Source organism: Amazonocrinis nigriterrae CENA67 (assembly GCF_016056305.1).
Classification (GTDB): domain Bacteria; phylum Cyanobacteriota; class Cyanobacteriia; order Cyanobacteriales; family Nostocaceae; genus Amazonocrinis; species Amazonocrinis nigriterrae.
In genome coordinates, this window is the sequence record NZ_JAECZC010000105.1 from 1 (window position 1) to 13,129 (window position 13,129).

Annotated in this window: 11 protein-coding genes; 1 reads left to right on the top strand and 10 read right to left on the bottom strand. The window is 37.3% G+C overall.

Annotated features, from left to right (window positions below; genetic code table 11):
- The first annotated feature begins 362 nt into the window (after positions 1 to 362).
- Entirely contained in the window at positions 363 to 2,129 is a 1,767-nt protein-coding gene (gene pyk / locus I8748_RS32395) for a pyruvate kinase (RefSeq protein WP_198128580.1), read from the top strand.
- Between the two features lie 91 nt (positions 2,130 to 2,220).
- Here pyk and I8748_RS32400 read toward each other — a convergent pair whose 3' ends face one another.
- The 10 genes from I8748_RS32400 to I8748_RS32445 all read right to left on the bottom strand — a co-directional run bounded on the left by I8748_RS32400 (position 2,221) and on the right by I8748_RS32445 (position 13,078).
- The gene (locus tag I8748_RS32400) at positions 2,221 to 3,303 is read right to left on the bottom strand and encodes a glycosyltransferase family 4 protein (protein ID WP_198128581.1); all 1,083 of its coding nucleotides are present in this window, start codon (positions 3,301 to 3,303) and stop codon (positions 2,221 to 2,223) included.
- The gene (locus I8748_RS32405; RefSeq protein WP_198128582.1) at positions 3,303 to 4,463 is read right to left on the bottom strand and encodes a glycosyltransferase family 4 protein; all 1,161 of its coding nucleotides are present in this window, start codon (positions 4,461 to 4,463) and stop codon (positions 3,303 to 3,305) included. The genes I8748_RS32400 and I8748_RS32405 overlap by 1 nt, the downstream gene beginning before the upstream one ends.
- An 8-nt stretch (positions 4,464 to 4,471) precedes the next feature.
- A complete protein-coding gene (locus I8748_RS32410) occupies positions 4,472 to 5,443 on the bottom strand; it encodes a GDP-mannose 4,6-dehydratase (RefSeq protein ID WP_198128583.1) in 972 nt (323 codons plus the stop codon).
- 15 nt (positions 5,444 to 5,458) lie between these two features.
- Positions 5,459 to 5,827: an EamA family transporter gene (locus I8748_RS32415; RefSeq protein WP_198128584.1), complete on the bottom strand. Its 369-nt coding sequence runs from the start codon at positions 5,825 to 5,827 to the stop codon at positions 5,459 to 5,461.
- A gap of 230 nt (positions 5,828 to 6,057) precedes the next feature.
- On the bottom strand, positions 6,058 to 7,875 hold the full coding sequence (locus tag I8748_RS32420; protein ID WP_198128585.1) for a glycosyltransferase family 39 protein: 1,818 nt from the start codon (positions 7,873 to 7,875) through the stop codon (positions 6,058 to 6,060).
- A 41-nt stretch (positions 7,876 to 7,916) separates the two neighbouring features.
- The gene (locus I8748_RS32425) at positions 7,917 to 8,603 is read right to left on the bottom strand and encodes a glycosyltransferase family 2 protein (RefSeq protein ID WP_198128586.1); all 687 of its coding nucleotides are present in this window, start codon (positions 8,601 to 8,603) and stop codon (positions 7,917 to 7,919) included.
- A 9-nt stretch (positions 8,604 to 8,612) separates the two neighbouring features.
- Complete coding sequence (locus I8748_RS32430) at positions 8,613 to 9,176, bottom strand: class I SAM-dependent methyltransferase (protein ID WP_198128587.1); 564 nt, start codon at positions 9,174 to 9,176, stop codon at positions 8,613 to 8,615.
- 85 nt (positions 9,177 to 9,261) lie between these two features.
- Positions 9,262 to 10,584 carry a glycosyltransferase gene (locus I8748_RS32435; protein WP_198128588.1) on the bottom strand — a complete coding sequence of 441 codons (1,323 nt, stop codon included), beginning with the start codon at positions 10,582 to 10,584 and terminating at the stop codon, positions 9,262 to 9,264.
- On the bottom strand, positions 10,581 to 11,627 hold the full coding sequence (locus I8748_RS32440) for a glycosyltransferase family 4 protein (protein ID WP_198128589.1): 1,047 nt from the start codon (positions 11,625 to 11,627) through the stop codon (positions 10,581 to 10,583). Before I8748_RS32440 ends, I8748_RS32435 begins: the two co-directional genes overlap by 4 nt.
- Positions 11,624 to 13,078, bottom strand: coding sequence for a class I SAM-dependent methyltransferase (locus I8748_RS32445; RefSeq protein WP_198128590.1), 1,455 nt, complete (start codon positions 13,076 to 13,078; stop codon positions 11,624 to 11,626). The genes I8748_RS32440 and I8748_RS32445 overlap by 4 nt, the downstream gene beginning before the upstream one ends.
- Positions 13,079 to 13,129 lie beyond the last annotated feature (51 nt).

Here is a 13,129-nt window from a genome sequence, read left to right on the forward strand (position 1 = left end):
AGATGAGGGAGATGGGGGAGATGGGGGAGATGAGGGAGATGAGGGAGATGAGGGAGAATAACCAATTCCCAATTCCCAATTCCCAATTCCCAGTGCCTTTCACCTTCAAAATTACTCCCCCAGTTCCAAGCCTTTGCCGCCTTGATATAACTGTTTGAGTCACAAACATAATATGTGACTGAATATCAATTACCCCTTGTTTATTGATTATGACTTTCTAGATAGACGGCTTTGCCCATTTGGGCATAACAAATAATGAAAATCCTTTTTCGACTTAGCACTCACCAGTACGATGGACGCAAGGTCTTGCGCCCGTACAAATTTAGCAATATTTCCCAGACAGTTCCCCAGAACCAGCCCTTATGCAATTAAGAGATTCTCTACGCCGAACAAAAATTGTCGCTACCATTGGCCCCGCCACTAGCAGCCCAGAAATGCTGAAGGCGATTATTGAAGCGGGTGCAACGACGCTGCGGTTAAACTTCTCCCACGGTACTCATGCCGACCATCAGCGCAATATTCGCCTAATTCGACAAACTGCCTTTGAACTAAATCAACCAGTGGCAATTCTCCAAGACTTACAAGGGCCAAAAATTCGCTTGGGGCGGTTTGAAAATGGGTCTATAGTTGTGGCAAAAGGCGATCGCTTCACCTTGACAAATCGCCCAGTTATCGGTACACAAGAAATCAGCTGTGTCACCTACGATTACCTAGCAGAAGAAGTTCCCGTAGGTGCAAAAATCCTCCTCGATGATGGACGAGTAGAAATGTTGGTGGAGGAGATTAACCGGGACAAAGGTGATTTGCATTGTCGCGTGACTGTGGCCGGTAAACTATCTAACAACAAAGGCGTAAATTTTCCGGGAGTTTACTTATCGATTAAAGCTATGACCGACAAAGACCGTGAGGATCTGATGTTTGGTCTAGACCAAGGCGTAGATTGGGTAGCACTTTCCTTTGTTCGTAATCCCCAAGATATCATCGAAATTAAAGAACTAATTTCCAGCACAGGCAAGCAAGTACCAGTAGTTGCCAAAATTGAAAAGCATGAAGCTATTGAACAAATGGAAGCGGTTCTGGCTTTGTGCGATGGCGTGATGGTTGCTAGAGGCGACTTGGGCGTAGAACTGCCTGCGGAGGATGTTCCCGTATTGCAAAAGCGGTTGATTGCTACGGCAAACCGCTTGGGGATTCCCATCATCACGGCTACCCAGATGTTAGATAGCATGGTGAGCAACCCGCGTCCCACTCGTGCAGAAGTGTCAGATGTGGCCAACGCAATTTTAGATGGTACGGATGCGGTGATGCTCTCCAATGAAACTGCTGTAGGTAACTACCCAGTGGAAGCAGTAGCAACTATGGCAAGAATTGCTGAACGCATTGAGCAAGAAGAGGCGCAGTCTACAGCACGTCAAATGAGAGATTCCAGGCGTTCTATTCCCAATGCAATTAGTCAAGCCGTGAGCCAAATTGCTGAACAACTGGGAGCAGCGGCAATCATGACCCTAACACAAACAGGGGCAACAGCTCGCAATGTCTCTAAATTCCGTCCCCACACACCGATATTAGCAATCACGCCCCACGTTAATGTAGCACGGCAGTTACAGATGGTATGGGGAGTAAAACCGCTGTTGGTACTGGGACTACCTTCTACCGGACAGACATTTCAAGCTGCAATTAACGTTGCTCAGGAAAATCAGTTATTATCTGAGGGTGATTTGGTAGTAATGACTGCTGGTACACTCCAAGGGATTTCTGGCTCAACAGATTTGATTAAGGTTGAGGTAGTGACAGCAGTGCTAGGACAAGGAATTGGACTAGGACAAGGTTTGGTGAGTGGTCGCGCCAGAGTGGCTTACACTGGTTTAGAAGCGAGTAACTTTAATCCTGGAGATATTTTAGTTGCTCCTCGCACTGGTGCTGATTATGTAGAGGCAATTCGCAAAGCATCTGGGATTATCACAGAAGAAGAGAGTTTGACTAGTCATGCAGCAGTGATTGGTTTACGTCTCGGTGTACCTGTGATTGTTGGTGTGAAGAAGGCGACACAAGTAATTCGAGATGGAGCAATTCTGACACTAGATCTGCAACGGGGTTTAGTATACTCTGGCGCGGTGGGAACACCGTAAAATTGGGGATTGGGGATTGGGGATTGGGAATTGCTATTAGTTATTTCACCCCTACTCCCCTGCTCCCCTGCTCCCCTACTCCCCTGCTCCCCTAAAGAAATTGTTTCAGGACTTCAGCAGTGGCTTGTCCTGTTTTTTCCCAACTAAATTGCTCTGCTCTGGCGATGCTTTGGGTGGAAAGCTGCGATCGCAATTGTGAATCTGTAGCAATTGTTTGCATTGCTTCAGTAATTTCTCCTGTGTTGTAGGGATTGATGAGAATGGCTGCATCGCCAGCAACTTCTGGTAAAGAGGAAAGGTTGGAGGTGATGACAGGAGTACCACAAGCCATTGCTTCTAAAACAGGAAACCCAAAGCCTTCCCAAAGACTGGGGAAGACAAGAGCGATCGCCCGATTGATGATTGCTGGCAATTCGTTGTAAGGTACATAGTTGAGGAATTTTACCTGATTAGTTATCCCCAGTTTTTTAGCTTGTGCCTGTAAAACCGGGGTATAACGGCGATCGCTGGGGCCTGCGAACCACAGTTGATAGTCTTCCCTGTTGGGTAGTGCAGCAAAGGCTGCAATGAGCCTGTGTAAATTTTTATATGGGTCTTGCCGTCCAATGTAAAGGAAGTAGTTGCCTTGGGGTAGATTGAGAAAGCGAAAGTGAGTGCGATCGTGGGCTAGGTGAATGGGAGTAATCTTGCTGGCTGGAATTCGATAAAAGTCGATGATGTCCTTAGCTGTGGCTTGGGAATTACAAATGATGTGTTGCGCTTGCTTGAGAACTTGGGGAATGTAGTAGCGATGGTAGGGTGTCAACGGTGAAAAAGGTTTAGGAAAGCGCAACGGTATCAGGTCGTGTGACATCACCACAAAACGACATTTGGTGTATAGAGGTGCTTCTGGTAGTGGGGAAAATAACAGGCGCGATCGTAAAGTTTTATAAATTTTTGGTAATTGGAATTGCGTCCAAACAAGGCGGGAAAAATGCCCTTTTGTACCATGAGCAGGAGTAAGATTATTGGGGATTAAATGGCATTTAAAATCAGAGTATTCTTGCGACGTTAATAAAACGGGATTGAGAGCTTTTAAATACGGAAATATCTTTTTAGCATAGTTACTGATGCCTGTTGGTTGAGATAAAACAATAGATAAATTAATAATTAATTCTTGATTTATAATATTCATTAAATTATGCTTCTATAAGCTTTTAATGTTTTTCTTGCCGTTATTTCCCAAGAAAATAATTTTGCTCTTTCTTTCCCTTGATTAATTAAGTCTTGGCGTAACTCCGAGTCACTGATTATTTTCAGGATAGCTTCAGCTAGTTGGACATGTTCATTGGGGTCAATTAGTATAGCTGCATCTCCTGTAACCTCTGGAATGGACGAAGTATTACTAGCAATAACAGGTGTACCCAAGGTCATCGCTTCCAATACAGGTAGCCCAAATCCTTCGTAATGAGATGGATAAACGAAAACATCAGCTTTTGAGTAAAATAATGCAACTAATTCATCAGATAAGTAGTCAAGATGATGAATTTCATTTTGCCAAGGAGAAGTTTCAATAGCTGTAAATACTGGAGCATAATTCCATCCTTTTTTACCAATTAATATTAATTGATGGTCGATTTTATACTGAAATTTTAAAAAATTAAATGCTGTAATTATACTATTAATGTTTTTTCTTGGTTCTATAGTGCTAACAAATAGTAGATATGGCTTAGAAAAATCATAGCTAACTTTATTTTCCAATTCCTGAATATTTTTGCCACATAAATAATCAGAATGATAGCGGCTAGCTAGAGGCGTAACCCAGATTTTTTTTGGATCTACTTGTAAATATTCAATAATGTCTTTTTTAGAACTTTCAGAAATTGTCAAAACTAAATCTGTCCACTGTAAACAGCGTTTAACCTTTCTAGCATAAGTTTGAACAACTGAGTCTATATAATTAGGATATTTAATAAAAGTTAAATCATATATATTTATTACCTTTAAACTATTCTGACAGGGATAAACAGAGTAATTAGTGCCATGTAATATATCTGGAAAGCCAAAATATTTTTCAAAGTAAGCTAAACTAGGTTTAAAAGAAGTTGCTAATAGTAAATCTGATATTCTCACAGGTAAGGGCAGCAAATGCTTTTGAGAATAATGTTCAAGGTAGTTAGGAAAAGTGAAATTACATTGCAGCCACTTCTTTAAACCTGGTTGATAAGCTACTCCTAGCTGAAAATTTTCTTCTTGTTGTAGTGCATCAAGGGCACATATTAAATTAGCCACATAAAAGCCTACTCCACTTTGTTTTGGATCTACAGGGGTAGCATCAACTACAATTTTTAGCATGAAAATATTTAAGCTCTGCCATTACTCAATTTTGTGAGATCATAATCAACCATTGACTTGACCAATTCTTCAAAGGAATGTTGAGGCTGCCAACCTAGCTCAGTTTTAATTTTATTAATAGAACCAATCAATTGTACTGGTTCATCAGGTCGGTAAAAAGCAGGGTCAACTGATACATAATCTTGCCAGTTGAGACCAACGCAATTAAAGGCACACTCAACAAGTTCTTTGACAGAGTGAGTTTCACCACTAGCAATAATATAGTCATCAGGCTGTTCTTGCTGCAACATCAGCCACATGGCGTAAACAGCATCTTTGGCGTAGCACCAGTCACGACGGGCATCAAGATTGCCTAATTTTAGTTCATTTGTGAAACCGAGTTTGATTTGAGCTGCTGTATGTGTAATTTTGCGAAATACAAATTCTGTACCGCGTCGAGGAGATTCATGAGTGTAGGTAATGCCACAGCATGTGTAGAGGTTGTATTTTTGCCTATAGTTGACAGTCATCCAGTGAGCATAAGCTTTGGCAACACCGTAAGGATTGCGGGGACGGAAAGCAGTGCGTTCAGTTTGCGGTGATTCGTCTGGCTGACCGAAGACTTCGCTACTAGAGGCTTGATAGAATTTAGCATCCGGTTTGCAGCGGCGGATGGATTCTAGTAGTCGAGAGACACCGAGGGCTGTGTATTCCGCTGTCAGTGCTGGTTGTGTCCACGAAAGCGGAACATAACTTTGCGAGGCAAGGTTATAGATTTCATCAGGTTGTGATTCTGCAATCACATCCATCAAAGAAGACTGATCCAAAAGGTCACCAGACACAATTTCAACGTTACCTGAAAGATGGGTAATGCGCTCCAAGTTGCTAGTGCTGGAACGACGAACTAAGCCAAAGACTTGGTAGCCTTTGGCTAAAAGGAGTTCAGCTAGATAAGAGCCATCTTGTCCGGTTAAACCGGTAATTAGAGCTTTTTTCGTCACGTTGGTAATTAGAGTTTATTTTTGCCAAACAACTAATATTACTCCACTCACGATTAAACTCAAGCCCACTAAGCGTGTTAGTGGAATAGTTTCTTTAAAAATGAAATAACCTAATAATACTGAAAAAACATAAACTAGTGATACTGATGGCCCGGCAACGCTGAGGTTGACTCTAGTTAGCAGAAGGATATAGGCTAAAGCGCCCAAAGCATAGCAGGTCAGTCCTATTAGAAGTTCAGGTATTGTAATAATACTAATAATGTGGCTCACGGCATTTCCTACATGGACTCTGCCTAACTTCAAAGCACCTGCTTTTAAAAAAAATTGTCCTCCTATACTGGCTAGGACTGACATCAGCAGTAAAATAAATTCTTGTGGTGTCACAGATATATCCTCACACTAATTTTTCAGTTTTTTCTAATTAAGATTAATCTCATATAAGCTTATATATATTAATTGATATTTTATAATTTTCAAAATATTCATACATATCATTATTTTTTTGCATTTTTCTATATAATTACTAGAATATATTAATTATTAAAATTATTAAGTTAGTTATTTTTTGTTCAACTATAAAACTATCTAACTAAACAATTTTTAAAATTACTTTATTAATCTTCCACCTTTACATCTATTACATACTTTGGCTGACTAACATTTTGTGGAAATTCACCTAAACCTTCAGCTATCAAGTCTAAGGTAAGTTTGTACATTCCTGGTTTTTCAGGGAAAATAATAGAAGCGATCGCATTTGATGATTCATACTGTTTAGGATTTCCAGAAACAAACAGTCTAACTTCATTGATCTGCTGGTTATTTTCATCATAAAAACGCCCTCTTACCCGCACTTCACCCTTTTCTATAGCAGATTCATAACCAAACCACTTTGATAAACCCGTATTTTCAATATTGGCCTTAATAATTTTTTGAGATCCGGCCTTAACTAAAATTAGCGAACCAAAAGGTTGATTATTTTCATCCATAACTTTTTTAATCACCCCGTCCAGGTCTTGGATGTAAACTGCATTATCTATGGGTAGTTTAATAATCTTATAAAATAAAGCATTAGCATTTCTTTCTATTGGGTTATCGCGTATATTCCAAAGCCTATATTGATATTTATCAATATTTAAAGGGATACTATTCCACTGACCGCCAGGATTATATCCAAAAGCTCCTACAAACTGAGTTAATGTTGAAAACACTAGCAAACATATAAAAACTGATATATTTATGATGAATGTTTTTGTTACTCTATTATTTATAATTTTAATCGTTAAAAAGTAATTCAGTAGATAGCAAATTATAGGCATTATATCAGTCATGAACCTTGATCCATAACTGAAGCCAGCCCACCAAACTATATAGAAGCAATAACTCAAACTTAAAATAATAGCAGCAATAGTCATACATGCTATCATTTTTTCATCTTTAGTGGATCTTAATTTAAAAACTTGATAAGCTCCTGGAAGAAAATATAAAACTATAGGAGAAAATATTAAAAGACCTCGACTAGGACTAATGAACGTTCCTAAAGAAGCTTTGATAAAATTATTAAAATTGAAAATATATGGTGAACCTGAAAATAGTTTTGAGTAGCCACCAGTAAGGTTGCTGAAGTAGTATAAATTCCATAGAATACTAGGTATTGCAGAAAACAAACCAAAAAACAAGTAAATAGATTTTAATTGATAGGTAAAAACTGAGTACACAATAGCTGCAATCATGTAAAGTGTACTAGTAGGACGAATACCAGGTAAAAGCCCACAAGCAAATCCTGCCAATAATAACCAGTTTTTTTGGCGTTGTTCTACAGCACGATTGGCCTTAAGTAAGCAAAATATAATACTTGTAACAGCTAAATTAGATATTCCGTGTTGCCATAGTCCTTGAGAACTTGTCATCCAAGTATTTGTAGCAAAGGCAAAAACAAAAGTTGAAACTAGAGATATATTTCTATCAAATTTTAACCTTGTAGATAAATAAAATATGACTACTGTAACAGCTGTGGTTATTGTTGCAGCTAATTTTTCAAAAAGTATTCTGTATACTTCAAAGTTTGCAGATGTTAAGTCAAGAGGAACTGAAGCTGATAAACCATATATGTACTTAAAACAAACATAAAAGACTAGGTATAGAGGAAAAGTAACAATCGCAGGGCCAATTGGATATACAGAACTTAAATGACCATTATTAGCCTCTGTAAAAAAATAGCAAGGTGAATAATTATCTGAGCAAAAATAACTTTCTCTGAAAGCATCAAAATGAAAAGTATGGTTCTCAAGCAGATTGAATGCTAATAAAGTGTTAGGAATTGCATCACCGCTACTTATGGTTACTCCATTAGCCAGGTAGGTTATAATACAAAACAAAAATATACTTAAAACTTCAATTGTAAAGATTAAATTTGCTTTAAGTCTTTCTGGCATTTTAGTTTTTTAATTGCAAAAATGTAAGTACAATTATTATTTCAAAATAAGTTATATTTTATAATACAATATATAGCTCTGAATCCATCTTTCCAACTAATTTTTTTACCTTCCTTATATGTACGACCATAATAAGATATGCCAACCTCATAAATACGGCAACCCATTTTAGCTACCTTTGCTGTTATTTCAGGTTCAAAGCCGAAGCGATTTTCTCTGATCCTTATAGATTGAATAACTTCCCTACGAAATGCTTTATAACAAGTTTCCATATCTGTTAGATTTATATTGGTAAACATATTTGATAACATTGTTAGGAAGCCATTACCCACTTTGTGCCAATAGTAGACAACTCTGTGAGGTCTACCACCTTGGAAACGCGAGCCGAAAACTACATCGGCTTTATTGTCAATAATTGGTTTAATCATTAAAGGATATTCTTGGGGATCATATTCTAAATCTGCATCCTGAACAATTACGATGTCACCAGTTGCAGCAGCAAAACCGGTGCGTAATGCAGCACCTTTCCCCATATTCTTTTTGTGATAAATAATTTGATCTACTTCTAGCTCCAATCTAGAACATAATATATCTGTTGTTCCATCAGTTGAGCAGTCATCAACAATAATTATTTCTAAGTCTTGGATAGGAGATGTCTTAACTGCATGTAAAACTTGTTCAATTGTTCCAAGTTCGTTATAACAGGGAATAATAACAGATAGTTTCATATAAATAAATTAAACCTTTTTCACAACTGTACAAAAATTGTTCATCCACAACTGAAAATATTCATGATGGAAAGATTTAAATCCAGTAACCTCAATCAAAACTTTCTTGAGTTTGCTACGATTGTAGTATCTTTTATGATCCCGAATTTCGGCTTCACTTATAATTTTTAGTTTATAAGCTAAAAATTCTAGTATTGGCTGAGACCATACTGATGGAACTGTCAATACCAATTTGCCACCTGGCATAAGAACTCGATAAATTTCTTGTAAAATTTCCTTTTCTTGATCAATGTGTTCCAAAACTGCTAGCATAGTAACCACTTGGAAAGTTTCATCAGCAAAGGGCAAATGGTTTTCTAGCTTCAATTGTTTAGTTTGAATATTATCAAATTGATAATTATTTACTTTGAAGTCAACCCCGAATCCCTGTTTAATAAAGGGAGATATCGCTTTTAAAAAAGCTGCTTTATTACCACAACCTATATCTAAAACTACTGATCCTTGTGGGATATGACGTATTACTCTTCGTAGCCGCAAGTATCTTAATATTGGTTCTAAAATGGGTTCACTCATATATACTTGTTGGGTTTTATATATTCAAACAAAGTATTGAAATATTTTTTCAAGCTTTGACAATAGTATTGACTTTTTCGTAAAATTATTTAAATTTATGAAATTCTCTACCAATAAAATATATAGCTTCTGCAATTTGTTCTAATTGTGAATTTAATATTTCATAATTCATCCAGCTACTTAGTTCTTCTGCTACCTTTTCTATGAGATCAAATGCTACAGCATTACTTCTGAATTTTTGACTATTTTCTGCAAAGCTGATAATTGCCTGAGCATAAATTTTTGGGTTATGTTGCTCTTGCAAAAGTTGCTGACCCTTTTTCCCCTTTGCTGCAAAGAGTTCGGGATTGGCAATAAAATTTCTAAAGTGTTGTTGAATATCCTCAATTTCATGCTCTGGACGCACAAATGCAACTGTATTTTCAGGTTGTTCTGCATACCATCCAACCTGTGTAACTAAACTGGGAAGCGCATGACTCCAAATCCGAAGTTGACTTCCTGAAGCTTCTCCCATCGTTGGATAGCGCAAATTTACAGCTAGATGAGCATTTGCCAAAGCTGAGTCTAACTCACTTTCTTTGACAAAACCATGCAGTTTTACTAAGTCACTCAGTCCTAACTTCTGAATTTGATAGCAGATGTAGTTTTTATCCCAAACTTCACCGTAAATGTCTAAACGAAAATGGTCTCTTTCAGGAAAATTAGATAAAGCTTTTAGAAAAGGTTCCAAACAGCGATTGGGCCCAATATATCCGAAAATTATTAACCTATATGGTGCATTAACTACTTTATTACTTGTTTTTGCTTGCCATTTACTAACATAAGGTAGAGGTGCATAGCCCACAAGCCAACGATTTTTCTGTTTGAGCGTATGAAAAACCTCTTTTGTATGAGTTACTACTCCTACTGCATTTTCTAAAGCTAGAAACGTTAAAGGATAGTGTTCAGCCATGTATTCAGTTGTTAAAGCACCATTCCAAAACCTGACACCAGCTTGCTCACCCTCAACACCATAGTATCTTTTCATGTGTGATATGTAAGATATGTAAGCTTGTTGATTATTTTGTTTTTCTTTATAGATACCAGTAAAAAAGTGTTGGAGCTTAAAATCATGAAGAATAACTAGCCCAGGACATTGTTGGCTAATCTGCCAGGTTTCGTAATGAAAATTTGTATTATTACCTATGTGATATATATTTAAATCAGCTTCGTTAATTTCTGCCCAAGGAACATTCACAAAATTATATTGGCAAACTTTGGCATACTTCTCAACCTCTGAATTCCATGTCGACTGATCTGTCCATAGCAATACCTCAGCATAGTGACTTAAAGCTGGAATTACACGCATTGTATACTCAGCAATATCTGTTTTGGCTGGTGGTATTGGCGAAAACCAATTAAGTTTCATGAGAGTAACTTTTGAACAACCTTAGACCATGAGATGTTGAGGCTATCATAATAGTCTCGTCCCGCCTTTCCAAGAAATTGTGCCCAAGAACGATTTTCCCATAATTGATCCATCGCTGCTGCAAGAGATTGAGGAGTAGGCTCACTATATAATCCAGTTTCTTCATGACGGATAAATTCTAAGGAACCTCCTGAGTCTGTACAAGTAATAACAGGTTTAGATGCTAGCATTGCTTCCAAGGTTACATAGCCGTAGTCTTCATCCAAGGGAGGGTAAATAACTCCTATACTTTTTGCATATCTTCTAATTTTTTCTTCTTCACTAATTTCGCCTAAAAAAACTATCTTCTTCGTAACTCGTAACTTTTTAGCTAAATTATTTAAATGTTCAGCATAAGCTATTGTATCCGGCTTACCTGCAAACAAGACCTTTACAGGGTTCTTGGTTTGTGCAATGGCTGTTATTACAAGTTCTTGTCGTTTGAGAGTCGTAAGTCTACTAGGAAAGAAGAAATAATCATCTGGTTCTTGACAATAGAAAAGTTCTGAATTTTGAGGAGGATGATAAAGTGGTATTGAATCTACTTGATTAAATTTCTTTAAACGTTTGGAAACATTTCCAGCAATAGTATATATAGAGCTATACTCCTTCATAATTTGATTATCAGCATTGATAATCGCTTCACGAATTTGTAATCCATTTGGGAAATATATTAGATCGCAATAATTTGTCTGCCACAAATCATAAGCTGTGCGATGTTGATGCAACAGCCACATGACTTTATTAGGGTGTGGAATTAAATATGCAGGAAATTTCAGACCTATAATTCTATCTACAACTTGACCACAAGCTTCTGATAGATCTAGTAAGCGACAAGCCAACATAGTATCCAAAATTCGTTCTGGGGGATACCATTTGAAGGGAATTGCAACTATCTCAGCCTCATGACCTTCAGTACGTATAGCTTTGAGCAACCCTTCTGCTAGTATCTCTGCACCTCCTCTAACAAAGGGAACTTGAGTCGTAACTATTAATACTCTCATGGCTTAAATCCTACAACTGCATAATCTTGTGGCCCATAAAAGTAATCACTGAAACGCTCAGCCACTTCTGAGCCAGTCAACCTGGATTCAGCAGTATCATGAAGCTTGATACATGAAACTCTCGATAGACCAAATGATTCAGCCACAAACTTGATCATAGAACTTGGCAGCGGGTTGCGATGAGTTGGATCGAGATAGAATGTGTTACTACCCACTAATACGTTATCAGGATTTGGTGTTTCAAAAATGATCAATCCACCAGTTTTAAGCACTCTAGTAGCTTCATTGAATAACTTGAGCAATACCTCAAATGGTAGATGTTCAATGATGTGGAAACCAGTTACTGCACCCAAGCTTGCATCTGGGAGAGATTGCAAATAGCTAATCACATCCGCTTCTAGAACCTCTAAACCTCTGGCTCTGCATTGCTCTAGCATTACTCTGTTGATGTCCAAACCCCTAGCTGTGTGTCCTGACTCTCGCAGCAGTTCTAGCCACTCACCCCGCCCACAACCGACATCTAAAATAGGCGAGTCTGGTTTGCCAATATCTGCTTCTTCAATCAAAGGTAAATAAACTTTTAACCTATTCAAAATATCTACACGACTACCCCTAAATTGGTCTTCAAAAGCTACATAAAAAGCATCTAATGTATGTTGCTTCTCTTTTGCGAAGCTGTGTAGTTGGTCTTGAGTGAAAGGTTCTGTTAGACGTTTTTGTGCTTCTTCTAGAAACATTGTGATTAAGCGCTTTTGCTGTATTAAGTCATTTTTGAGATAACTGTCATTTTTCATGTAACGCTCATCAATTTCTTGGACACGATTATCCGCAGTAACTAAATGCTCATCTACAGCAACTAAATGCTCATCTATACCTTGTAATGTACTATTTACATTCCCCAAACGTTTTTGAATATCAGTTAGACAGTTATTAATTGAGGAATCTTTGATATTTATATTCTCATCAATTCCTTGAATACTTATAGATGTATCATTCAGACGCTGATCTAGTACTTGGAAACGACTATCTACATTACTGAACTGCTCATATATTTGTGTATTCAGATCTGTGATTTGTGTATTCAGATCTATGATTTGATTTATCAATTTTTTATTGAGCGCTACCGATTCTTTTAAAGCAGTGATTAAATTGAGATTTACTTCTCTTTGATCTTTGAATAAAAAATTAAATAATTTAAGAATTAATTTTGATATTTTAGGATTAAAGTTAAGAGGAAAACGATTGACTTTAGACGGCAATTTTGTCCGAATATATGCTCTAGACTCTGCATTTCTCAACAAAGCTTCAATATAATGAATAAATTGTATCATTTTGTCTGGATCAGAATTTTGATGCATATTACGAGAGTTATCTAGAGATTTAGCAATTTTTTCACGGATTTTGTTTATGATAATATCAGGGTTAATTTCAGGGGTACTTATTTCAATCATTATTCGAGTCAGGAAAATATGTGAATTTTGAAAAAATCTTTTATAAAAAAT